The sequence below is a fragment of the uncultured Aquabacterium sp. genome, assembly GCF_947366995.1.
Taxonomy (GTDB): domain Bacteria; phylum Pseudomonadota; class Gammaproteobacteria; order Burkholderiales; family Burkholderiaceae_C; genus Aquabacterium.
Genome location: NZ_CANBCC010000062.1, coordinates 1 through 23,406 on the forward strand (window position 1 = coordinate 1; position 23,406 = coordinate 23,406).

The window sequence follows — 23,406 nt, forward strand, 5'->3', positions numbered from 1 at the left end:
GCCGCCTTGACGCGGCGGCCAACTCGGCGCCGGCCCCACTGACCGAGATGCCTCCTGCCGCACCGGCATCCGATGCCCGCCCCAGACCGGGCCAGGCCCGGGGCTGACGCCCTGGCTCAGACGGCGGACGTGGCCAGCAGGTTGTTGACGCGACGCACGTAAGCAGCCGGATCTTCCAGCTGACCGCCCTCGGCCAGCAGGGCCTGATCGAACAGGATGTGGGCGAGGTCGTCGAAGTGCTCGCTGGCTTCGAGCTTCTTGACCAGCGCGTGCTCGGGATTGACCTCGAGCACGGGGCGCACCTCGGGCGCCGTCTGGCCCGCCTGCTTGAGCAGACGCGCCAGGTGGGCGCTCATGTCGCCCTCCTCCGTCACCAGGCAGGCCGGTGAATCGACCAGGCGCGTGGTGACGCGCACCTCCTTGGCACGGTCGCCGAGGGCGGTCTTCAGCCGCTCAAGCAGGGGCTTGAGGCTCTCGGCGGCCTCTTCGGCCTTCTTCTTTTCTTCCTCGTCCTGCAGCTTGCCGAGGTCGATGGCGCCCTTGGTGACGTTCTGCAGCGGCTTGCCGTCGAAGTCATAGAGGTGCGAGAGCACCCACTCATCGACGCGGTCGGTCAGCAGCAGCACCTCGATCCCCTTCTTCTTGAAGAGCTCGAGCTGCGGGCTGTTCTTGGCGGCGGCCAGCGAGTCGGCAGTGATCACGTAGATCGCGTCCTGGCCTTCCTTCATGCGGCCCACGTAGTCGGCCAGCGAGACGTTTTCGTCGGCATGCGTGGAGGCAAAGCGCAGCAGCTTGGCCAGGCGTTCCTTGTTGGTGAAGTCCTCGCCGACGCCTTCCTTCAGCACGGCACCGAACTCCTTCCAGAACGCGGCGTACTGGTCGCGCTTGGTCTGGTCCTCGTTGTTCGCCAGCTCCTCCAGCATCGACAGGACGCGCTTGGTGCAGCCCTCGCGGATGGCCTTGACATCGCGGCTTTCCTGCAGGATCTCGCGGCTGACGTTGAGCGGCAGGTCGGCCGAGTCGATCACGCCCTTGACGAAGCGCAGGTAGGACGGCAGCAGCGCTTCGGCATCGTCCATGATGAAGACGCGCTTGACGTAGAGCTTAAGACCGCCCTTGCGGTCGCGGTTCCAGAGGTCGTGGGGCGCGCTCTTGGGCACGTACAGCAGCTGCGTGTATTCGCTGCGGCCTTCGACGCGGTTGTGCGTGTAGGCCAGCGGCGACTCGCTGTCGTGGCTGATCTGCTTGTAGAACTCCGCGTACTGTTCTTCTGTGATGTCGCTCTTGCTGCGCGTCCACAGGGCGGCTGCCTGGTTGACCGTGTCCCATTCGTCCCGGGTGACGTATTCGCCCTTGTCCTTGTCCCACTCTTCCTTCTGCATGAGGATGGGCAGCGAGATGTGGTCGGAGTACTTGTTGATGATGGCGCGCAGCTTCCACGCGGTCAGGAATTCGTCTTCGCCTTCACGCAGGTGCAGGATGATGTCGGTGCCGCGGGTGGGCTTGGTGATGGCTTCGACATCGAAGTCGCCGGTGCCTTCGCTGACCCAGCGCACGCCTTCCTCGGCCTTGAGGCCGGCACGGCGCGACTCGACGGTGATCTTGTCCGCCACGATGTAGCCACTGTAGAAGCCCACGCCGAACTGACCGATGAGCTGGGCGTCCTTCTGCTGGTCGCCAGAGAGGCGGCCCATGAATTCCTTGGTGCCCGACTTGGCGATGGTGCCGAGGTGGTCGATGGCCTCCTGCGCGCTCATGCCGATGCCGTTGTCACGGATGGTGAGGGTGCGGTTGGCCTTGTCGACGATGACGCGCACGTCGAGGTTGGGCGCATCTTCGTAGAGCGCGCTGTTGTCCAGGGCCTCGAAGCGCAGCTTGTCGCAGGCGTCCGAGGCGTTGGAGATCAGTTCGCGCAGGAAGATCTCTTTGTTCGAGTACAGCGAGTGGGTGACCAGGTGCAGCAGCTGCTTGACCTCGGCCTGGAAGGAATGGGTGGTCTTGTCCATGGCTGTTCTTGTGCTTCGATCGCTAGGGTGAAACAAGGGCTGCCCACAAAAGCAAGCCCGACCGCAAGCTAAATGGGGCGCCAAAACGCCATTTCAAGGGGCGCCAGCAGGACCCCGCGAGACTCAGGGCAGCAGCACGGTGGCACCGACGGTGCGACGCCCGGCCAGCGCCCGGTGCGCCTCGGCGGCATCGGCCAAGGCAAAGCGCTGTCCGATCTCGACCGTGATGGCGCCCCGCTGAACGAGGCCGAACAACTCGTCGGCCATGGCTTGCAGTCGCTCCGGGGTGTTCGCGTAGCTGCCGAGCGTGGGCCGGGTCACATAGAGTGAGCCCTTCTGCGCCAGGATGCCGAGGTTGACCCCGGTGACCGGCCCCGATGCGTTGCCGAAGCTCACGAGCAGCCCCCGAGGGGCGACGCAATCCAGCGAGGTGGCCCAGGTGGCGGCGCCAACGCCGTCGTACACAACCGGGCACTTGCGACCTTCGGTCAGTTCGAGCACGCGGGCGACGACGTCTTCGCGGTCGTAGTCGATGCCGGCCCATGCCCCGGCGGCCAGCGCGCGTGCGACCTTGTCCGGACCGCCTGCCGTGCCGATCAGGCGCACACCCAACGCCTTGGCCCATTGGCAGGCCAGCAGGCCGACGCCACCCGCGGCAGCATGAAACAGCACCGTGTCGCCTGCCTGCAGCACATGGGTCTGGCGGAACAGGTACTGCACGGTGAGGCCCTTGAGCATGATCGCTGCGGCCTGCTCGAAGCCGATGGCATCGGGCAGGCGCACCAGGTGGGCAGCAGGCAGCACGTGGTGCTCGGCATATGCGCCCAGCGGGCCGGTGCCGTAGGCGATGCGGTCGCCAGGCTGGAAGGTGGTCACGCCCGGGCCGACGGCCTCCACCACACCCGCGCCTTCGGAACCCAGACCGGAGGGCAGGTGGGCCACAGGATAGAGCCCGCTGCGCTGGTAGGTGTCGATGAAGTTGAGGCCGACCGCATGGTTGCGCACGCGGACCTCACCATCGCCGGGATCCGGCACCGGACGGGACACCAGAGAGAGGACTTCAGGGCCGCCGTGGGCGGTGAATTCGATGCGACGAGACATGGTGAGCGGACTCCGGTGAGGCCAGCCGGGATGCCGGCGAGACGAAAAAGCGACGCTGCTTGCGCGACGCGAAGATTTCAGTGTATAGTCTTGGTCTCGATGGCGCTTTAGCTCAGCCGGTTAGAGCGACGGAATCATAATCCGCAGGTCCGGGGTTCGAATCCCTGAAGCGCCACCAAATACCTTCAAGCGTGCGAACGTTCTTGAAAGCAGAAGCCACCCTCGCGGTGGCTTTTTGCTTTGCGCGCCCGCCCCCGGGTGCGCAAAAGGTCTCACTTGCCAGCGCTTCATGCGCCTTGTGCGGGTGGTTCCCCCTCCAGCGGTGTGGTCACCCCCCGATATAGTGGTCAACACATGTAAGGGCAGCCGCAGCGTGGCGCGCGGCTGAACCGAGCATCGATTCGCCAGGGAAGACCGCATGGACGTTCGTCCACCAAGCCACACTGCCATCGAACCAGAAAGCCAGCTCCGCGCCTACCGCGCGATGGTGGCCCATGCCAATGACGCGATGCTGCTGCTTGACAGCGAGCAGATCGTCGCGTGCAACCCCGCCGCGGAACGGCTGTTCGGTCGCCCTCAGTCGGAACTGATGGGCATGCATCCGGCTGCGCTGTCACCCGTGCAGCAACCGGACGGGCAGACCTCCGCCGTTGGTGTGCGCATTCACATCGAGCGTGCCCGCGAAGGAGAATCCCAGCGCTTTCTGTGGCTGCATCAGCGACAGAGCGGTGAGACCTTCACGGCCGAGGTGACGCTCAGCGCCGCGTTGCACGATGCGGCGTCGGATCGCCTTCAACTGGTGGCGGTCTTGCGGGACGTGACGGCCGCGCAGGCGGCCGCGCAGGCGCTCCAGGCAAGCGAGCAGCGCTTTCGCAAACTGTTCGAACTGGCCCCGATCCCGCTGGCACTGACAACCGCCGACGGCAGCCTCGTCGACATCAACCGGCAGTGGACCCGCTTGCTGGGCTACACGGCAGCCGACCTGCTCCACATCGACCAGTGGTGGTCGCTCGCCTACCCCGACCCGGCCTACCGTGCCCACGTGAAGGCCCTGTGGACGAAGGGCTACCAGGACGTGCGTGAACAAGGGCGGGAGCTGCACCCGGTGGAGCTGCGTGTGCATGACAAGACCGGTCGTGCTCACCATCTGGTGGTCGGCGGGGCGATGGTGGGCGACCACATGCTCACGAGCTTCTACGACATCACCGACCGGCGCAAAGCGCAGCAGGAGCTGGAAGACCTGAACGCGAGCCTCGAAGCCCGGGTGCAAGCCCGCACGGCGGAGTTGCAGGCCGCTTTCGAGGAACTGCGCCACACCCAGGACGAACTGGTGCGCAGGGAAAAGCTGGCCAGCCTGGGCGCGCTGGTGGCCGGCATGGCGCACGAGTTGAACACGCCGATCGGCAATGCGGTCATCGTGGCCAGCACGCTGGCTGATCTGCGCACGCAGTTCGATGCCGAGGTGGCGCAGGGTTTGCGGCGTTCCACGCTGACCCGCTTCACGGCCGATGTGGCCGAGGCCGTGGACGTGATGGAGCGCAATCTGCGCCGGGCCGCGGAGCTGATCGCCGGATTCCGGCAGGTCGCCGTGGACCAGTCGAGTCACCAGCGACGCCCCTTCGATCTGGGCGAGGTGGTGCACGAGCTGCATCTGACGCTGAGCCCGACGCTGCGGCGCCGTGGGGTGCAATGGACCGAGGAAGTTCCAACGGGTCTCCGGATGGACAGCTACCCCGGCCCGCTGGGCCAGGTCCTGATGAACATCGTCAACAACGCAGTGACGCATGCTTTCGAGCAGCAGTCCTCGCCCTGCATGGCCGTGCGCGCCGAGCGGCTGTCCGATACCCACATCCAGATCACGCTGCAGGACAACGGTTGCGGAATTGCCCCCGAGCACCAACAGCGGGTGTTCGACCCCTTCTTCACGACCCGACTGGGCCGGGGTGGCTCGGGTCTCGGCATGCACATCGTGTATTCGCTGGTGACGGGGCTGCTGGGGGGGCGCGTACACATCGACAGTCCGCCCGGCCAGGGTTGCACCGTGACCCTCACCCTGCCCAGCACTGCCCCCGCCAACCCTGACGCCGCTGCACCTCATCCCACACCATGAGCCTGCCCCCGACCTCCCCCGACGAGATGCTGCCCAGTGGCGATGCGGCCGATGCGGACGACCTGCTGCCGCTGATCGAAGACGACCCGGACAACGACACGCTGCCCCCCGCCCCTTCGGGTACGCCGTGGACCGTGCTGGTGGTAGACGACGATGCCGATGTGCACCACGCCACCGAAATTGCCTTGCGCGGGCTGCTGATCGAGGGGCGCCCGCTGACGCTGCTGCACGCGTACTCGCGTGCGGAGGCGCTGGCCCGCATCGAGCAGACGGAAGACCTGGCGGTCATGTTGCTCGACGTGGTCATGGAGTCGGACGACGCCGGGCTCACGCTGGTGCGCGAGGTTCGCACCCGCCTGCGACGCGAGGCGCTGCGCATCATCCTGCGCACCGGCCAGCCGGGCTATGCGCCCGAACTCGTCACCATCCGCGACTACGACATCAACGACTACCGGACCAAGTCGGAGCTGACGCGGGTGAGGCTGTTCACGAGCCTGACCACCGCGGTGCGCGCGTACCGTCAGATGCGGGCCCACGAGCAGACTCGCCGCGGGCTGGAGATGGTGGTGCGCGCCAGCACCGAGCTCAGCAAACTGCACGGCATGCAGCTGTTTGCGCGGGGGGTGGTCAACCAGCTTTGCGCCCTGCTCGGCATGCGGCCCGAGGGCCTCATCTGCGCGCAGGCCGGACTCGAGAACGAAGGCGATCCGGCCCGTGTGATTGCGGCGGCCGGCCAGTATGGCGAGCTGATCCAGCGCCCCTTGCATGAACTGGGATTGCCTCGGGTGCAGGACGCGCTGGAGCGCTGTCTGACGGAGCGGCGCAGCCATTTTGAAGGGGGCATGACGCTCTACTTTGCCACCTCGGAAGGACGGGGGCTGGCGGCCTACATCGACCACCAGGCCGACCTGCCGCCGCTGGACCGACATTTGCTGGAGGTGTTCTGCTCGAGCATCTCGGCCGGCTTCGAGAACGTGCTGCTGTACGGCCAACTGGCCGACCAGGCCTACCTCGATCCGCTGCTCCAGATTCCCAACCTGAACCACTTCCTCAAGTGCCTGTCGGAGCTGTCGATGCCCGATGCGAAGCGGAACCTGGCGGTGGTCGACATCGACAGCTTTGCGTCGATCAACGACATGCTGGGCCACGGCTTCGGCGATGCCCTGCTGCGCACCGTGTCGAACCGGCTGACCAGCTCACTGGGTGAGCGATGCACGGTGGCCCGGGTAAGCGCCGACGTGTTCGGGGTGCTGGGCCCGAAGGAACTGGTGGATGCCGAGCCCCTGCAACGTCACTTCGCCATGCCTTTCCTGGTACAGGGGCAAACAGTGCGGCTGTCGGCCACAATGGGGCTGGTGCGGCTGGGGCAGCCCGCGGGCGCCGGGGCAGAGTTGCTGAACGACGCACACCTGGCGCTCAAGCGGGCCAAGGGCCTGCAACGCGGCACGGCGTGCTACTTTTCGGCCGAAATGGGCCAGGATGCGCGCACGCGGATGCAGTTGCTCAACAGCCTGCGCGCGGCCACGGGCTCCAGCCAGCTGTTCACGGTCTACCAACCCAAGGTGTGCCTGCAGACGGGCCGTGCGCTCGGGCTGGAGGCACTGCTGCGCTGGCGCAAGCCCGATGGCGAGCTGGTGCCGCCCGATCGCTTCATCCCGCTCGCCGAACAGGCCGGCCTGATGTCCGTGCTGGGCAGCTTCGTGCTGCACACCGCATGCGCGCAATTGCGGCGCCTGCACGAAGCCGGATACCCGCATCTGACCATGGCGATCAACGTGTCGCAGGCCCAGTTGCGCGAGCCGGACTTCATCCCCCTGCTGGCCGACATGCTGAACGAAACGCGCGTCGCCCCTGCCTGCGTCGAGCTCGAGGTGACGGAGTCCATGGCGGCCGATGACCTGAACCTGATGCGTCAGCGGCTGGAGGAGATCCGGGCGTTGGGACTCACCGCCGCCATCGACGACTTCGGCACGGGTTTCTCTTCGCTGAGCGTGCTGCGCCACCTGAGCGCAGACCGGCTGAAGATCGACCGGGCCTTCGTGGCCGAGATCGAGCAGGACAGCCGCATTGCCCGCATGGTGGTCAACCTCGGCCACAGCCTGTCGATGAAGGTGGTGGCCGAAGGGGTCGAAACGCCTGCGCAGCGCGAACTGCTGCAGCAGCTTGGATGCGAGGAAGGGCAAGGCTGGCTGTTTGCGCGGCCGATGACCGAGCCCGATCTGTTGAACTGGCTGGCCGCTAAACAGCCCTGAAGGCGCGCGCGAGGGCAGAGCCCGTTACAGTGCAGGCTGCGCTGTCTCGCCTCTCGCCATGTCTCCTCCCTCGCCGCCTCCCCTGCCCGGGCGCCTGCTGCGCCTGCTGACCGAAATCCTGTTCTTCGTGGCCGTGTGGTGGGCGGCAGATCGCCTGGTGCACGCGCTGGGATGGCCCCTGCCCGGTGGGGTGATCGGCCTGCTGGTGGTGACCGCGCTGTTGCTCACGGGGGCCATCGCGCCGCGCCGCATCGAAGCCGGCGCCCGCTGGCTGCTGGGCGAGATGCTGCTGTTCTTCGTGCCGCCCTTGATGGCACTGATCCGGCACCCTGAACTGCTGAGCACCATGGGGCTGAAGCTGGCGCTGGCCATCGTCGTGGGCACCCTGTTCGTGATGGGTGGGGTGGGCCTGGTGGTGGCGCGCGTGATCCGGATGGAAGACCGCATGGGCACGCACCCGGTGGATCAGGAGGTGAGCCGATGAGCGCCGTCGACCTGTTTGGCGCACCGGCCGTGGCAGCCGCCAGCCTTGTCCTGACGCTGGGCATCTACCACGCCGCACGGCGCCTGTTCCAGCGCCATCCCCGCATCTGGCTGACGCCGATCATCGTGACACCGCTGGTGCTGCTGGTGCTGTTGCTGGGCAGCGGCACGCCCTACGAGGTGTATTACACCCACACGCGCTGGCTGACCTGGATGCTGGGGCCGGCCACGGTGGCCTTCGCCTACCCGATTCACCAGCAGCGCGGGCTGATCCGACGCTACCCCATCACGCTCAGCATTGGCGTGCTGACCGGCGTGGTGCTGGGCGTGGGCAGTTCGTGGGTGCTGGCATGGGTGCTGGGCCTGCCCGATGAGGTGATGCGCAACATCCTGCCCCGCTCGGTGTCGTCGCCTTTCGCGATGCCGGTCGCGATCATGCTCGGGGTGCAACCCGAACTGGCCGTGATGTGCGTGCTCGTCACCGGCGTGTTCGGCATGGTGGTCGGGCACGGCTGGCTGACCTGGCTGAATGTCAGCCACCCAGTGGCCGTGGGCTCGGCGTTTGGAGCCGCCACGCACGGGGTTGGCACGGCCAAGGCCTGGCAGATCGGCCCTGAGCAAGGCGCGGTCTCGAGCCTGACGATGATCTTCTCGGGGATCGTGCTGGTGTTGATCGGGCCCTTGCTGGCGCGCGCACTGGCCTGAGGGCTCAGCTTGCGGCGGCCGGGGGCTCGGCACCCAACAGAGGCAGCGTCACGGTGAAGACCGCCCCGCCCTCGGGCGCGTTGGCCGCCGTGAGCCGCCCCCCGTGCTGCTCGACGGTACCGAAGCTGATCGACAGCCCGAGGCCCGTGCCCTTGCCCACTGGCTTGGTGGTGAAGAATGGATCGAACAGCCGCCCCATGTGTTCAGGCGGGATGCCGGGCCCGTTGTCGCGCAGCGTGATGGTGGCCTCGCGTTCGGTGTGCGCCAGCGTGATCCACAACTCGGGGTGCGGGCTGCGGGCCGAAGCCGCATCGTAGGCGTTCTGGATCAGGTTCATCAGCACTTGCAGCAACTGACCGGCACTGGCGCGCACCAGGCAGCATGGTTGTGGCGCCCAGTGGATGGCAAAGCCAGGTGCCGTGCCCTTGCGCACCCAGTGAATGGCCCGCTCGATGACGGCATTGAGATCGACCGGCTCGCGCTCTTCCCGGTCCATCACCGAGAAGCGCTTCAGGCCATTGACGATGTCGGTGGTGCGCTGAGCGCCTTCGAGGGTGCCGTCGATCAGCGATGGCAGGTCGGCCAGGGCGTGGTCGATGCGCAGCCGCTGACGCAGTTCGGCCAGCAGCGCAGGCGGCTCGCCGGCGTGCACGGCCTGCAGGTAGGTCGCCATGCGATCGGTGTACTTCTTGAGCGCATGCACATTGCCCAGCACGAAGCTGATCGGGTTGTTCAACTCGTGCGCCACACCGGCCACCAGGCGCCCCAGCGACGCCATCTTCTCGGAGTGCAGCAGTTGCTGCTGGGCCTGTTTCAGCGCCTCGTGGGCGCGCTGCAACTCCTGGTAGGCCCGCTTGATCTCGCCCATCGGCCGGCCAACGAACACGTAGCCCACCACGCGCGCGCTGGCATTGCGGCGGGGGGTGCAGTTCAGGTCGACCGGCACGCTTTGGCCCTGCGCGTCACGCAACTGGATCTCAAGGACCGCACCACCCCGCGAGGGGCGCCATGTGCCCAGCACCTCACGCAGACGCTGCACGCTGTCCTCGTCGGCGAGGAGGTCCAGCGCGCTGCGACCGCGCAAGCTGGCCTCGTCCTGGCCCACCAGTTCGCGCAGCGCGGCATTGGTCTCTTCAATGCGGCCCTGGCTGTCGCAGGCTACCAGCACATCGCTCATGGACGACAAAAGGCTGAGGATGAACTGCTGCGACTGCTCGAGCTGCGCGTTCTTCTCCTCCAGCGCGATCTCGTCGCGCACCAGCTGCTGGTAGACCTCGTCCATCTTGTGGATGACGTCGAGCCAGGCGGTTTCATCCAGGCCCTCGGGCGCGACGGTGAGGTCGGGCAGTGCTGGCAGCTGGGGTGGGGTTGACGGCAGGCTCATGGGGTAATCCTGCGCTCAGTGCACGGTGCAGACCATGCACGGGTCGAACGAGCGCACCACGTGCTGCACGGCCACCGGCGTGGTCTCACCGGGCTGCACGGGCGCACCAACGAGCGCCTGCTCCAGCGGGCCCGGAATGCCGTCCGCATCGCGCGGCGAAAAGTTCCACGACGTCGGCGCGACGATCTGGTAGCTGGCAAGGCGGCCGTGTTCGATCCGCAGCCAGTGGCCCAGCGCCCCACGTGCGGCTTCGGTGAGGCCCACGGCGCGAGCGGTGTCGGGCAGTGTCGCGGGCTGGTGCCAGGGGTCGCCCGGCCGCACGGCACGCAGCCAGTCTTCCATCAACGGCACGACACGCGCCAGTTCAAGCAGACGGGCCAGCACCCGCGTGAACACGTTGGTGCCTGTGCGGCCCACGGTGTCCCGGATCAGCGGATGGCCATCGTTGAGTTGCCGCGCGACGGCACCGGTCTCGGCCACACGGCCAGCCAGCCGAGGCGCCTTGTTCCAGGTGTAGGCGGCCGGCTTGTTGGCATCAGGCACCGTGAGCCCATCGTGCGGGTGCAGCGGGCGATCGCCGTCCAGCCAGGCGTGGGTGGTGTCTTCCGTGATCCGATCGAGGTCGAGCGGCAGGCTCATGGATTGAGCTGGCTCGAAGCTTCCCGCCGCAAAGGCAGCGTGCCCATCCGGCTGTACATAGGCCCCATACGACAGGCAGGGCCCGCTGCCCCGCCCCAGGTCGCGCAAGGCCAGATCGGCCTCGATGGTAAGGAACAGGCGCAAGTCGCCGTGGTCGGGCGCCGCCTGCTGCCACCAGGCCATGAGCGCGGCTTCGTTGTCGAGCGACGCGATCGCTTCGAGCGGCGCGGCGAACAGCGTCTGCTCGAGGAAGGCGCGAAACTCGCGCACCTTGCCCAGCAGGCGCAGGCGCTCGGCCAGGTCGATGGCGCGCGCACTGCCCCCGGGCAGCACCGACTGCGTGTGCGGCCACTTGCCCCCCAGCGTGCCGAGGATGGTGAACCAGCGCTGCCGCGCCGCCGTGGCCTGACGGGCGTGATGGCCCTGCAGCGGCGCAAAGCGCGCCTGGGCCGCGGCAAACCAGGGCCGGTCGGCGTACACCGGACGGGTGAAGTCCGGCATGAAGAACAGGTAGAAGTGCGTGAGGTGGTCAGCGAGGTTCTCGGTGGCCAGCATCAGGTTGAGCGCGTGGCGGCCGTTGGCCGGCATGTCCTGCGGCGCGAGGCCGGCCGCATCGCGCAGGGCGTAGGCGGCGGCCACCGACTGCGACACCGAGCAGATGCCGCAGATGCGCGGCACGTAAACCAGCGCGTCATGCGGGTCCTTGCCCAGCAGCATCTGCTCGAAACCGCGGTACATGGTTGCGTTCACGTGCGCTGCCTGTACGCGGCCGTCGGCCACATCCAGGCGCACTTCCAAATCCCCTTCGACGCGGTTGAAAGGGCCGACCAGCAGGCGGGTGGTGCTCATGCGGCCGACCTTACTTCAACCGCGTGCGCCGGATGGCAGGCGGCACCACGACGTGGTCGGCCGTGGCGTTGTGCTTGACGCGCTTGGGCGTGGCCGACTTCGACAACGAGGCCAGCGCCACATACCAGGCCTTGGGCATGTCGGTGGGCAGGCCGATGGGAATGCCGGCGATCTTGGGCGTGGCGTGGAAGGCGTGGCCAGGCGTCTGGAAGCCGGGCTCGGTGCAGCTGATGCAGGCGTAGCCGCCGCGGGTGCACGAGCCCTCGCCGTTCCACAGCCGGGTGTTGCAGTCGGCATGCGCCTGCGTGCCCTTGCAGCCCATGTGCTCCATCATGCAGCCCAGGTCGGAGGGCTGCTCGGCACTGGCCTTGAACTCGTAATACTCGTTGCGGGTGCAACCGTGGTGAACCAGCTGGTCGGCATAGAAGCGGGGGCGGCCAAGCGCATCCAGGTCGGCCGGGTTGAGCGCATCGGCTGCCAGCGCCATCAGGGTGTCCAGCACCCAACCAGGGTGGGTGGGGCAGCCAGCGATGTTGATGACCGGCCACTCGGCCCCCGCCTGGGCGCGGCCCGGACTGCGGAAGGACTCGCCCAGCAGGCCGCCAGGGTGTTCGTCTTCGTGCTGCAGGCCGCAGGCTTCGGTGGGGTTGTCGCCCCCGGCCGTGATGCCCCCCCAGGCGGCGCAGCTGCCGACCGCCGCCACAAAGCGGGCCTTGGCGGACAGGCGCTGCACCCAGTCGATCATGGGCAGGCCCGTGCCGGCCAGCATGTGAAAGCGGCCGCTGCCGTTCGGTCCACGGAGCAAGGCGCCTTCGATGCACAGCACATCCAGACGCAGGCGGTCGGCCAGCACGTCTTCCATCAGCGCGATGACATCCGCGCCCGTTTCCAGGCTGAGCGACGGGTGCCACAGCAGGTGGATGCCCGCATCGCGCAGGGTGCCGGGCAGATCGGGCGTGTCGGCGCACAGCAGCGACATGCTGCAGCCGCCACAACCGCCCGACTGCAGCCACAGCACGTTCAGTGGCTCACCCGACGAGCGAGTCAGGGATCCGAACGGTGCCGTGCTCATTTCGGCTCCAGGCCAAAGCGTTGCAGCTTGGCGCGCAGGCCCACACGTGAAAGACCCAGCTCGCGCGCAGCGTGGGTCTTGTTCCAGCGCAGGCGCAACATGGTCTCGCGCAACACGGCCGCCTCGATGCGGTCGAGCCGCTCCTGCAACGTGCCGCTTTGCGGGATGTCGAGGTGCAGTCCACCTTCTGGCCGGGTCTGAGACACATCCGAACCCGCGCCCTGCAGCACCTTGCGCGAGAACGCGTGGGCGTCGATCAGGCCGGCCCCATCGGGCGCCGCGAGCGGATCGGACAGGGCCACGGCGCGCGTGACTTCATTGTTCAGTTCCCGGATGTTGCCGGGCCACGGATAGGCCTGCAGCACCGCCAGCGCATCGGCCGTGAAACGCAGCGCGCCGCGCCCCAGGCTGCGTGCCACCTCGTCGAGCAGGCGCTGCGCGATCAGGGCCACATCGCCTCCCCGCTTGCGCAGCGGCGGCATCGTCACCGTGACGTTGGCCAGGCGGTAATACAGGTCTTCACGGAAGCGGCCACTGCGCACATCGGCTTCCAAGTCGCGGTGTGTGGCGGCGATCACGCGCACGTCCACCGCCACCGGCTTCGGCGCGCCCACCGGTCGCACCTCGCCTTCCTGCAACACGCGCAGCAGCTTGACCTGAAACGCGGGCGAGGTCTCGCCGATTTCGTCGAGGAAGATGGTGCCCTTGTCGGCGCGCTGGAACAGGCCAATGTGGTCGTCGTAGGCCCCCGTGAAGGCGCCACGCTTGTGGCCGTACAGCTCGGATTCGATCAGCGTGTCAGGGATGGCCGCACAGTTCTCGACCACGAAGGGACCGGCCGCACGGCCGCTCGCGTAGTGGATGGCACGGGCCAGCAACTCCTTGCCCGTGCCCGACTCGCCGTGCACCAGCACGCTGAGGTCGTAGCGGGCCACCTTGGCGGCCATGCGGCACACCTCTTCCACCGGGCTGCCGGGCGAGCACTCGATGCGCCCGAAATCGAAGGTGTCCTTGGCGCGGGCCAGTTGCTCGGTGGCGCGCTGGCGCAGCACGCCCGTGCCGGCGCGCAGGTCGATCTCCATGCGGTGCAGCGCGCCTTGCAGGCTGCGGCTTTCCGCGGCCTGGCGCACCGTGTCCAGCAGGTGATCGGGCACCCAGGGCTTGAGGATGTACTGGTAGATGCCGGCTTCGTTGATGCCGGTGATGATGTCTTCGCTGTCGGTGTAGCCCGAGATGACGATGCGGACCGTGTCCGGCCAGCGCTCGCGCACCTCTTTCAGAAAGGCGACGCCCGTCTGCCCGGGCATGCGCTGATCGCACAGGATGACGGCCACCGGGTACTGCTCCAGCAGCGCACGGGCCTGCTCGGCATCGCCCGCAGTGAGGATGCGAAAGTCCTCTTCCAGCGTGCGACGCATGGCCTCCTGGGACCGGACCTCGTCGTCAACCAGCAGGACGGTGGGCAGGTCGATGGCATTCATGCCGGCAGCTTAACAAATGCGGGGCAGCTGCTCGCCGGTGAGCCAGTCCACCACGCGACGGCCGCCAAAGCGCGTGCGCATCTGCACGAAATGGTGGGGGTCTTCGGTGACCGTGCCGATGCGGGCGGCCCCGGCGCCCAGCGGGTGGGCGCGCATGGCGGCCAGGAGCGCGTCTGCCTGCTCGGGGGCGCAGATGGCGACCAGCTTGCCTTCGTTGGCCACGTACAGCGGATCCAGGCCGAGCAGCTCACACGCGGCCTCGACCTGCGGCAGCACGGGGATGGCCGCCTCGTCCAGGTCCATGCCGACGCCGCTCTGGCGGGCGATCTCGTTGAGCGTGGTGGCCAGGCCACCGCGCGTCGGGTCGCGCAGCACGTGCAGGCCCTGGGGCACCGCCTGCAGCATCGCGGCCACCAGTGTGTGCAGCGCGGCCGTGTCCGAGACGATCTCGGTTTCGAAGGTCAGCGACTCGCGCTTGGAAAGGACCGCCACGCCATGCTCACCCAGCGTGCCGGACACGAGGATGGCATCGCCCGGCTTCGCAGCCGCGCCATCGATGCGCACGCCCGCCGGCACCACGCCCACGCCGGTGGTGGTGATGAAGACGCCATCACCCTTGCCCTGCTCAACCACCTTGGTGTCGCCGGTGACGATGGGCACGCCGGCCTCGCGGCTGGCCGCGGCCATGGACTCGACCAGCGCCTTCAGCTCGGACAGCGGAAAGCCCTCTTCGATGATGAAGCTGGCGGCCAGGTACAGCGGACGGGCGCCGGCCATGGCCACGTCGTTGACGGTGCCGTGCACACACAGGCAGCCCAGGTCTCCACCGGGAAAGAACAACGGGGACACCACGTGGCCATCGGTGGCCATGACGAGGCGGCCGCCCTGGGCCAGTTCGGGCGGCGCGTCGAACGCGGCCTGGTCGTTGCCCTGACGCAGCCACGGGTTGTCGAAGGCCTTGAGAAAGAGCTCGTCGATCAGCTGGGCCGCTGCGCGCCCGCCCGCACCATGGCTCATGTCGATGCGGCCGTGCTTCAGGTCGAGCGGGCGGATGTAGTCGGGGCGAACGGGCATGGGATCAGTCGGTGAGCGGGGGCAAATCAACGAGGCGGGGTCAGGCCGCACAGGCCCGGGGAGCGGCCGGCACGATGGGGATGTCGCGGAAGCGGCCGTAGCTGTAGTGCGCCGCGCACGCCCCTTCGCTGGACACCATGCACGAGCCCACCGGGTTGTCGGGCGTGCAGACGTTGCCGAACAGCTTGCAGTCGGTCGGGCGCTTGACGCCGCGCAGGATGGCGCCGCACTCGCAGGCCTTGTGGTCGGGCACGGGCTGGTAGTGCAGGTCGAAGCGACGCTCGGCGTCGAAGGCGGCGTAACGCTCGCGCAGCTTCAACGCGCTGTGCGGCACCACACCCAGGCCGCGCCACTCGAAGCTGTCGCGCACCTCGAAGACCTCGTCCATCACCTTCTGCGCCGCCACGTTGCCCTGGGGCGTGACCGCACGGGTGAACTCGTTTTCCACCTCGGCGCGGCCTTCGTTCACCTGGCGCACCAGCATCAGGATGGCCTGCATCACATCGAGCGGCTCGAAGCCGGCAATCACCACCGGCTTGTGCCAGCCCTCGGCAAACGGCACATACGGATCGGAGCCGATGACGATGCTGACGTGAGCAGGGCCGACGAAGCCGTCGAGCTCGACCTTGCCATGCTGCTCGGCATCGGGCGCCGCGAGGATGTGCGTGACGGCGGCAGGCGTCAGCACGTGGCAGCACAGCACGCTGAAGTTCTTGACGCCCAGTCGCTCGGCCTGCTGCACCACCAGCGCGGTGGGCGGCGTGGTGGTTTCGAAGCCGATGGCGAAGAACACCACCTCGCGGTCAGGGTGGGCCTGCGCCGTCTTCAGCGCATCGGCCGCGGAATACACCATGCGGATGTCGCCACCGCGGGCCTTGGCCTTGATCAGCGAAAGGCCGTCAGATGCCGGCACCCGCATCGTGTCACCGTAGGTGCAGACGATGGCGCCGCGCTCAAGCGCCAGGCGGATGGCCAGATCGATGCGGCCAATGGGCAACACGCACACCGGGCAGCCCGGGCCGTGAATCATCTGCACCTGGGGCGGCAGCAGCTCGGTCACGCCGTAGCGGGACAGTGCGTGCGTGTGGCCGCCACAGAACTCCATGAAGCGGTAGACGCGGTCGGGGTGCGCCTCGGCGTGGATGCGTTCACCCAGCTGGCGCGCGATGGCCCCGTCGCGGAATTCGTCGATGTACTTCATGTGGCGGCGCCTCCGGTGATCAGTGCCGCTTCGGCGGCCTGCGCGGCATCGAGCTCGGCAAACAGCGCGAGCGTCTTCTCGGCCTCGTCCCGGTCCAGCAGGCCGATGGCGTGACCCACGTGCACGATCACGTAGTCACCGATGTCGGCTTCGGGCACGAGGGCGAGCGAGACCGCCTTGCGCACGCCGCCCAGGTTCACGATCGCCTCGTCGCCGTCGCGTTTCTCGACGACTTGGGCAGGCAGGGCTAGGCACATCAGCGGGCTCCTTCGGGGGACAGGACGGGAACGGGTGGGGTCGGGCAGCGCGGATCGGCCACGGGCGACGGAACAGGCAGCGGGTCGATCTGGCCGGACGCAAGGTCGGACAGGCTCGACAGATGAGCCACCGCCCAGGCCTGTCCCATGGCCAGGCCCGCGTCGCCGCAGGACACGGCCTCGGCCTGCAGCACGCGCAAGGGGGGCAAGCCGGCCCGCTCGGCGTGGTGCGCCAGGCCTTCACGCAGGCGGGCCACCAGCAAGCGGTTGTAGAAACAGCCCCCGCCCAGCACCACGGTGCGCACGCCATGGCGTTGGGCGGCCTGCACGGCCCAGCGGGCCAGGCCATCGGCCAGGGTCACGTGAAAGCGCGCGGCCCCTTCACCGCGCAGCGCGGCATCCGGCTCGCCACGCCGGGCGGCCGGGTCGGTGTCGGTCAGGGCCCACAGGCGCGTCATCAGGGGCAGCAAGTCGAGCGTGCCGTCATCGCGAAGGGGCGCGTCGCCTGCGTCGGCCTGCATCGGGTGCTCGGCCAGCCAGGCGGTGGCGGCCTGCTCCAGCGCGATCGCCGCCTGCGCCTCGAAGGCCTGGCGGGCACCCAGGCCGAGCGCGCCCGCAGCCGCATCGAACCAGCGCCCGGCCCCGGTCGTCAGCGGGCTGTTGAGCCGCTTCGACAGCATGGCCGACAGCAGCCGCGTGGCCGATTCGCCGTGGTGGGCGCCCAGGCGCTCGGGGATCTCGTCCGTGCGGCCCAGCGCGTGCAGCGTCGCGGCGGCCATGCGCCAAGGCTCGCGGGCGGCCACATCGCCGCCCGGCAGGCACAGGGGCGACAGGTGGCCCAGGCGCGACCAGCGCGCCCCGTCCACCCACAGCAGTTCGCCACCCCACGCCACCCCGTCGGTGCCCAGGCCCACGCCATCGAGGGCCAGGCCCAGCACCGGCTCGCTCAGGCCGTGCTCGGCCTGCAGCGCGGCAATGTGGGCGTGGTGGTGCTGCACGCCGATGGCCGGCACGCCCAGCTGCTGAGCCCAGCGCTGCGCGAGGCGCGTGCTGAAGAAATCGGGGTGCAGGTCGTGCGCGATCGCGTCAACCGGGCCCTCGGCCAGCAGCGCCTCGATCGAGGCCTCCAGCGCCATGCACTGGGCCGGCTCGGCCAGGTCACCATGCAGCGGCGACCAGCGCACCGTGTCACCCTCCAGGCGGCACGCGGTGTTCTTGAGCCACGCGCCCACCGCCAGGATGCGGCGCGGGGCCGGCTGCGGCACCGACTGGGTGTGCAGGGCAGCAGGAGACGTCATCGTGTTCACAGCGTGGGCTCGACGTGCATCAGCCAGCTGACCCAGCGGTCCATGCCGGCCCCGGTGGTGGCCGACACCTCGATCACCTCGATGGCCGGGTTCACGCGGCGGGCGTTCTCGATGCAGCGCGCCACGTCGAAGCTCAGGTAAGGCAGCAGGTCGATCTTGTTGACCAGCATCAGGCGCGCTGCGGCAAACATGTCCGGGTACTTCAGCGGCTTGTCCTCGCCTTCCGTCACCGACAGGATGGCGACCTTGGCCGCTTCGCCCAGGTCCCACATGGCCGGGCAGACGAGGTTGCCGACGTTCTCGATGAACAGCAGCTTCTCGGCGTGGTGGTGATGGTGGTGGTGATCTCCATGGTCATGGTGATGCGCGTGCCCGTGGGCCGCCACCGCCCCGTGCAAGGGCAGGCGCTCGAAGGCCTCGGCCACCATGGGTGCATCGAGGTGGCAGCCCTTGCCGGTGTTGACCTGGATGGCCGGCGCGCCGGTCGCACGGATGCGGTCGGCATCGACGCTGGTCTGCTGGTCGCCTTCGATCACGGCCACGGGCAGGCCCGGATGGCTGCGCTTGAGCGCCTCGATGGTGGCGCACAGCAGCGTGGTCTTGCCCGAACCCGGGCTGGACACGAGGTTGAGCGCGGTGACGCCGTGCGCGAAGAAATGCGCGCGGTTGCGCTGCGCGACGCGGCGGTTCTCACCGAGCACATCGGTTTCGATCTGGATGGCGCGCGCCTGGCTCATGCCCGGCACGCTGACCCGGGCCGCACCGGCGCCGTAGTGCAGGTCGCCCGTGGCCGCGTCGACCTGGGGCGCGCCCACGGCTTCATGCGCGTGATGGGCATGGCCGTGCTCGTGCGGATGCGGGTGGGTGTGAGGATGAACGTGGTCATGACCATGATCGTGGTCATGCGCGTGGGCGGGGGCCCCTTCAAGCTTGGCAGCATCGCCGCCAGAACATCCACAGACGACACACATGGTGGACTCCAATCGAATTCAGGGTTGGGTGGCGGGCTCGTCGTCCACCAGCAGGTCGACAACGCGCAGCTCGGTGCCGCCCGTGGGCTGCAGGCGCGCGCCGCCACATTCGGGGCATGGGTCCAGCCGGCTCAGGATGGGCACGGACTGGTTGCAGCCCAGGCACCAGGCCTGGGCTGGCGGTTCATCGATCTCGATGCGGGCCTCGGCCAGGCAGGTGCCGGGCACGATGGATTCAAGCGCAAAGCGCAGCGCACGCACCTCGACGCCCGACAAGGCGCCTGCTTCCAGGCGCAGCACCTGCACGCGGCGGAAGCGCTCGCGCACCGCGGCGTCTTCGACGAGCTGGACGATGCCGCCCGCCAGACTCAGTTCGTGCATGGGGACTCCTCAGGGCCCTGTAACGGACCGGGTTGCACAGTCTGCACCAAAGGCGCCGTCGCGGGGAAGTCGGCCGCAGGGCAAACGCAGCCATCCGGTGACATGACCGCAAACGGCACGCAAGGGTCATACGCGGCCGACACCGTGGGCAGCAGCGCCAGACGGGTGCGGTCACACAGGGACGGGTCATGCAGCAGCAGGCTGGCCACCGGCCCCTGCGGATGAAAGTTCCACTCGGTGGGGGCCACCACCTGGCAGGCGCGCACGTTGGCCCGCGGCCCTTGCCCCTCCAGCGCCACCCAGTGCAACAGCGTGCCCCGGGCCATTTCGACCCAGGCGACGCCCGCGTGGTCTCCGAGCGAGACCGCGCCGGACTGCAACACATACCGGCCCGCCGGGCCCGCGGCGAACGCAGACAAGCCGGGAGACACAAGCAGCGCTGGCTCATCGGGCAAGGCCAGGCGCGCCAGATCGGCCAACCGGGCGCCCATGCGCCACCACAGCGTGGGCGACTCGGGCAGGCGATCGGTCTCGTGCGTGCGGCACCACGGCCCGGTTTCCACCGGCACCCCGTCCCACGCCGGCACGCGGGCGTGGCCAGGCTGGCTGGCCAGGCGCTGCACCAGCCCGCGCAAGGCCTCTCCATCGGTCACCACCAGCGCACGCAGGGGATGGCGCACGGCCTGGGCCGCGGCACGCACGTCGCGCAACAGGCGTGCAGGCAAGGTGTCAGTGCGATGGCACCAGTCGGCCAGCGCCGCCTCGCCACCACGCAGCCAGTGCAGCAGCCACACGGTCAAGGGCTCGCCGAACACATGGGTTTCGAGCCAGTCCCGTGTGGGCGCCAGCACGGCCTCCGGCTCGACCGCCAGGCGCGACAGCAGCCCCTGCAGCGCCGGGCAGCCGTGCAGCGACTGCAGGCGGTCCACGGGGATCGAGGCCTCGCCCCGCAGCACGCGCGGCCAGTCCAGCCACAAGCGGCGCAGGTGCTCGCGCAGCGTTTCGAGCTGCAGCGTGGCAGCGTCCCGGCCCGACAAGGCCGCGGCCTCGCCCTGGGCCGCACGCACGGCCAGGGCCGAGGTGATCTGGTGCGCATGCCCGCACAGCGAGAACAGCGCCGACACCAGCGTCGGCAAGGCCGATGCCGGCTTGCCCCGCGTGAGCGCGTTCACCAGCTCCGGCCGCTCGTTGCTCAGGCGGGGTGCAGGCGCGTCGAGGTGCAGCACGACGCGGCCCGTCAGCCGGTCGACCTCGCTCATCACGGGTGCCGTCATCGACGTCATCGCGATGACCCCGTTGACGGCGGGCTGCTGCGGCCCGCCCGACCGAAGAGGAAGCCCCGTCGCGCCGCCACGCGAGCGGCTTCGTCGGGCGCTCCGGGAAGCAAGGCCACGGCAGGCACGGCCTGGGTCGGGGCTGTCGGGGCGGCGGGAGTCGGAGTCCGTTGGGCCGACGCCGCCGAATAAGGCTCATCGGGTGAGCGTGTCGTCGCCATCGGCACATCCCGCAGCGCCTGCAGCACGGCAGTGGCGGTGGCCACCGCGGCGGCGTGGTCGGCAAACTGGAACATCGGCGAAATCAGCGAACACGCTTCGAAGGCGCCGATGGCGGGCTCGAACGCCCCCAGAAAAGGCATGGCCTCGCCAGCCAGCGTGCGAACGCGGGTCTGCCCCACCGGCAGCGGTGTGGCCTCGGCCACGTCGGCCCGCCAGACGAGGTTCATGAACCACGGCGTGACGAGCACGCCCAGCGCGCCGGCTTCGATGGCTCGGGGCTCGTCGGCTGCCCCGCCCACCCACACCGACCGCGCATGAAAGCCCACGGCCTGCACGCGCAGGCGCGGATGCACCACCGGCAGACCCGCCATGCGGGTGCGGGCGATCTGCGCGAAGGTGGCCTCCAGCTGCCGCACCCATTCAGCCTGGGCGGGCAACAGCGTCGGGGGCGATGCCACGGCGGCGTGCATGGTCAGGCCGCGTCCTCGCCCAGGACCATGAACTGGTCGGCGGCCCCATCGCACTGCGGGCAGCGCCAGTGGGCCGGCAAGGCCGTGAAGGGCGTGCCGGGCTCGATCTGCCACACCGGATCGCCCTCGGCCGGGTCGTACACCCACCAACAGATCTTGCATTCGAGGCGGGCACCGTCCGGCAACCGGGCACGGTCGCCCAGGTAGCTGCCTTCGAAACGCGGCTGACCCAGGTCGCTCATGTCAGGCCCCTTCCACCCAGGCGAGCATGTCGGCCAGGCGCTCGTGCGAGTCTTCCAGGTCTTCACGGGCCGCGCAGGCCACTTCCGGCAGGTCCGTCACCTCGACCGTGTCGAGGATCAGCGCGTCCTGCGAGTTGAAGTAGCTCACGCGCCAGGTCAGCGGCACCTCGGTGTGCACGATGCGGCAGTTGCCATAGCCGCGCGACAGGATCTGGATCGGGCCCTGCCCCAGCGTCTGGTCGATCACGGCCAGATCCTGCGGGCTCAGCGGCAACAACGTCAGGTTGACCACGTGGGCCGCCGTGCCAGGCTTCCACAGGTGGATGTGGTCTTCCAGCTCGGTCAGGATGGCAGGGGCGTTCATCACCCCGGCCGGCCAGGCGCCGTTGTCCTCCGGCTGCAGGCGCACGCGGCGCGCGCCGCTGGCCTGGACACGGGAAGCGGCCGATTCCAGCACGCCTTGCGGAATGCGCCCCACCTCGATGCGGTCGCTGAGGACCACACGCGCATCGCTGCCCGGCTGCGTCACCTGATGCAGCACGCGCCACACGCCGGCGAACACGGCCTCCTGCACCACCAGTTCGCCCTCGGACAGGCTCACGCGCACGCTGACCTCACCCTCGCCCAGCACCTGGTTGATCAGGCGGCGCTCGGCGTCGTTCAGGTCCATCAGGTCCACCGGGTCGGCTGGCAGCCCGTGCCGGGCGCGGTCCAGGCTGGCCAGGGCCAGGCGCAGGGCCTCGTGCGCCCCCGTCAGGCTGGCGATCTCCTCGCGTTCGGGCAGGGCCGGCGCCTGGTAGGTGGACATGCCGCTGGGCATGACCATGTAGTCCAGCGTGTCTTCTTCGATCTGGCTGCCAGGGCCCATGGGCAGGTCGGCCACGACGGGAATGGGAAACGGTTTCATGCGGACTCCGGGTCAGGGGCGTTCAATGGCAGGACGAGGCGGCCGCACCGGCCGACTGGATCGCGATCGGGGCGTGGGTGGTGGGGCTGGCCAGCGCGTTGCGCACCAGCGCCAGGAAATCGGTCCAGTCGTGCATGCCGGACACGGTGGTGACATAGCGGCCATCGCGCACGAAGACGAGCGAGGGGCGACGTTGGGCGCCGTAGCGCTGGCCGATCGCGTCCTCGTCGGCCGGGGTGGCGATGCCGATGCGGAAGGCCTGACACGCGTCGGTGCGCAGTTCCGGCAGCACCACGGCCACGTCCAGGCCTTCCGGAAAGCGCACGGCGTCGCCCGCGATCAGGATCACGGCATCGCCCGGCGCCGCGGCCAGCCAGGCAGGCAGCGTGGCCAGGTCGACCCAGTGCGCGCCGTGCTCGCGCACCAGGCGCTGCATCAAGGGGTGGGCCTGGGGCGGCGTGTCGGCAAAGAAGGTCGAGGTCGACAGGGTGGACGTCTCAGCCATGGCGGGCTCCGTGAGGGGTGAAGTCAGGCTCACTCTGTGAGCCTTGTGAGGAAGAAGTGGGTTGGCCGGACAGGGCCGCCACCTGGGCCGCGCTCATGGCCGAAGGCAGCACGAACCCCGGGTCGCCAAAGGGATCGATGCCCGCCGTGGGGCTCAGTGCCCCTTCGATGAGGTCCAGTGCGGCATTGACCTCGGCGGCGCGCTCGTCGTCCAGACGCTCACGCGCGCCTTCCAGGAAGATCAGCAGCCATTCGCCGACCGCTGGCTCGCCCACCAGGGCCGTGTTGACGCGCCGGCGTTCGCCACGGCCCTCGACCCAGGCATGCCCGGGCTCGACCGCGCACACGCGCATGGGAATGCCGATGCACATTTCAGCGGCCCTCCAGGGTGGTGCCCGGCACCAGGAAACGGTCGTCCCCCACGCGACAGGCGGCGTCGGCGGCCGGCCTGCCGGCTTCGTAGGCGGCCATCGCCAGCGTGTCGATGGTCACCGCGTCCTGCGCACCCAGCGGT

The 23,406-nt window shown here is 68.9% G+C and carries 22 protein-coding genes and 1 tRNA gene; 5 read left to right on the plus strand and 18 right to left on the minus strand.

The window, feature by feature from the left end:
* Window positions 1-116 precede the first annotated feature (116 nt).
* The gene (gene htpG, locus Q0Z44_RS14380) at window positions 117-2,006 is read right to left on the minus strand and encodes a molecular chaperone HtpG (RefSeq protein WP_298013935.1); all 1,890 of its coding nucleotides are present in this window, start codon (window positions 2,004-2,006) and stop codon (window positions 117-119) included.
* Window positions 2,007-2,129: 123 nt separating this feature from the next.
* A complete protein-coding gene (locus Q0Z44_RS14385; RefSeq protein ID WP_298013937.1) occupies window positions 2,130-3,107 on the minus strand; it encodes a quinone oxidoreductase in 978 nt (325 codons plus the stop codon).
* A 101-nt stretch (window positions 3,108-3,208) separates the two neighbouring features.
* On the opposite strand from Q0Z44_RS14385, the gene Q0Z44_RS14390 reads away from it, so the two are divergent.
* The 5 genes from Q0Z44_RS14390 to Q0Z44_RS14410 all read left to right on the plus strand — a co-directional run bounded on the left by Q0Z44_RS14390 (window position 3,209) and on the right by Q0Z44_RS14410 (window position 8,657).
* Window positions 3,209-3,285, plus strand: a tRNA-Met gene (locus Q0Z44_RS14390).
* A gap of 240 nt (window positions 3,286-3,525) precedes the next feature.
* The gene (locus tag Q0Z44_RS14395; RefSeq protein WP_298013939.1) at window positions 3,526-5,217 is read left to right on the plus strand and encodes a PAS domain-containing sensor histidine kinase; all 1,692 of its coding nucleotides are present in this window, start codon (window positions 3,526-3,528) and stop codon (window positions 5,215-5,217) included.
* Window positions 5,214-7,469: an EAL domain-containing protein gene (locus tag Q0Z44_RS14400; RefSeq protein ID WP_298013941.1), complete on the plus strand. Its 2,256-nt coding sequence runs from the start codon at window positions 5,214-5,216 to the stop codon at window positions 7,467-7,469. Before Q0Z44_RS14395 ends, Q0Z44_RS14400 begins: the two co-directional genes overlap by 4 nt.
* Window positions 7,470-7,527: 58 nt before the next feature.
* Window positions 7,528-7,953, plus strand: coding sequence for a CidA/LrgA family protein (locus Q0Z44_RS14405; RefSeq protein WP_298013943.1), 426 nt, complete (start codon window positions 7,528-7,530; stop codon window positions 7,951-7,953).
* Window positions 7,950-8,657 (plus strand): LrgB family protein, encoded by a 708-nt coding sequence (locus tag Q0Z44_RS14410; RefSeq protein WP_298013945.1) that lies wholly within the window; start codon window positions 7,950-7,952, stop codon window positions 8,655-8,657. Before Q0Z44_RS14405 ends, Q0Z44_RS14410 begins: the two co-directional genes overlap by 4 nt.
* Window positions 8,658-8,661: 4 nt before the next feature.
* Here Q0Z44_RS14410 and Q0Z44_RS14415 read toward each other — a convergent pair whose 3' ends face one another.
* The 16 genes from Q0Z44_RS14415 to Q0Z44_RS14490 form a co-directional block, all read right to left on the minus strand.
* Window positions 8,662-10,041 carry an ATP-binding protein gene (locus tag Q0Z44_RS14415; protein WP_298013947.1) on the minus strand — a complete coding sequence of 460 codons (1,380 nt, stop codon included), beginning with the start codon at window positions 10,039-10,041 and terminating at the stop codon, window positions 8,662-8,664.
* A 15-nt stretch (window positions 10,042-10,056) separates the two neighbouring features.
* On the minus strand, window positions 10,057-11,529 hold the full coding sequence (locus tag Q0Z44_RS14420) for a nickel-dependent hydrogenase large subunit (RefSeq protein ID WP_298013949.1): 1,473 nt from the start codon (window positions 11,527-11,529) through the stop codon (window positions 10,057-10,059).
* Between the two features lie 10 nt (window positions 11,530-11,539).
* Window positions 11,540-12,601, minus strand: a complete 1,062-nt coding sequence (locus tag Q0Z44_RS14425) for a HupU protein (RefSeq protein ID WP_298013952.1) — start codon at window positions 12,599-12,601, stop codon at window positions 11,540-11,542.
* Window positions 12,598-14,082 (minus strand): sigma-54 dependent transcriptional regulator, encoded by a 1,485-nt coding sequence (locus tag Q0Z44_RS14430; protein WP_298013954.1) that lies wholly within the window; start codon window positions 14,080-14,082, stop codon window positions 12,598-12,600. Before Q0Z44_RS14430 ends, Q0Z44_RS14425 begins: the two co-directional genes overlap by 4 nt.
* 9 nt (window positions 14,083-14,091) lie before the next feature.
* Window positions 14,092-15,156, minus strand: coding sequence for a hydrogenase expression/formation protein HypE (gene hypE, locus Q0Z44_RS14435; RefSeq protein WP_109034671.1), 1,065 nt, complete (start codon window positions 15,154-15,156; stop codon window positions 14,092-14,094).
* A gap of 40 nt (window positions 15,157-15,196) precedes the next feature.
* Complete coding sequence (gene hypD, locus Q0Z44_RS14440) at window positions 15,197-16,357, minus strand: hydrogenase formation protein HypD (protein ID WP_298013957.1); 1,161 nt, start codon at window positions 16,355-16,357, stop codon at window positions 15,197-15,199.
* On the minus strand, window positions 16,354-16,614 hold the full coding sequence (locus Q0Z44_RS14445) for a HypC/HybG/HupF family hydrogenase formation chaperone (protein WP_298013959.1): 261 nt from the start codon (window positions 16,612-16,614) through the stop codon (window positions 16,354-16,356). Before Q0Z44_RS14445 ends, hypD begins: the two co-directional genes overlap by 4 nt.
* Window positions 16,614-17,912 carry a carbamoyltransferase HypF gene (locus Q0Z44_RS14450; RefSeq protein ID WP_298013961.1) on the minus strand — a complete coding sequence of 433 codons (1,299 nt, stop codon included), beginning with the start codon at window positions 17,910-17,912 and terminating at the stop codon, window positions 16,614-16,616. Before Q0Z44_RS14450 ends, Q0Z44_RS14445 begins: the two co-directional genes overlap by 1 nt.
* 5 nt (window positions 17,913-17,917) lie before the next feature.
* A complete protein-coding gene (gene hypB, locus Q0Z44_RS14455) occupies window positions 17,918-18,736 on the minus strand; it encodes a hydrogenase nickel incorporation protein HypB (protein WP_366517629.1) in 819 nt (272 codons plus the stop codon).
* A gap of 174 nt (window positions 18,737-18,910) precedes the next feature.
* Window positions 18,911-19,273, minus strand: a complete 363-nt coding sequence (locus Q0Z44_RS14460; protein WP_294638542.1) for a hydrogenase maturation nickel metallochaperone HypA — start codon at window positions 19,271-19,273, stop codon at window positions 18,911-18,913.
* Complete coding sequence (locus Q0Z44_RS14465; RefSeq protein WP_298013965.1) at window positions 19,261-20,547, minus strand: nickel-dependent hydrogenase large subunit; 1,287 nt, start codon at window positions 20,545-20,547, stop codon at window positions 19,261-19,263. Before Q0Z44_RS14465 ends, Q0Z44_RS14460 begins: the two co-directional genes overlap by 13 nt.
* A gap of 5 nt (window positions 20,548-20,552) precedes the next feature.
* Entirely contained in the window at window positions 20,553-21,239 is a 687-nt protein-coding gene (gene hybE / locus Q0Z44_RS14470; RefSeq protein ID WP_298013967.1) for a [NiFe]-hydrogenase assembly chaperone HybE, read from the minus strand.
* Between the two features lie 2 nt (window positions 21,240-21,241).
* Entirely contained in the window at window positions 21,242-21,481 is a 240-nt protein-coding gene (locus Q0Z44_RS14475; RefSeq protein WP_179950607.1) for a rubredoxin, read from the minus strand.
* Between the two features lies 1 nt (window position 21,482).
* Complete coding sequence (locus tag Q0Z44_RS14480; protein ID WP_298013970.1) at window positions 21,483-22,388, minus strand: hydrogenase expression/formation protein; 906 nt, start codon at window positions 22,386-22,388, stop codon at window positions 21,483-21,485.
* 22 nt (window positions 22,389-22,410) lie between these two features.
* Complete coding sequence (locus Q0Z44_RS14485) at window positions 22,411-22,893, minus strand: hydrogenase (protein WP_298013972.1); 483 nt, start codon at window positions 22,891-22,893, stop codon at window positions 22,411-22,413.
* Window positions 22,886-23,263, minus strand: coding sequence for a HypC/HybG/HupF family hydrogenase formation chaperone (locus Q0Z44_RS14490; RefSeq protein WP_298013973.1), 378 nt, complete (start codon window positions 23,261-23,263; stop codon window positions 22,886-22,888). The genes Q0Z44_RS14485 and Q0Z44_RS14490 overlap by 8 nt, the downstream gene beginning before the upstream one ends.
* Window positions 23,264-23,406 lie beyond the last annotated feature (143 nt).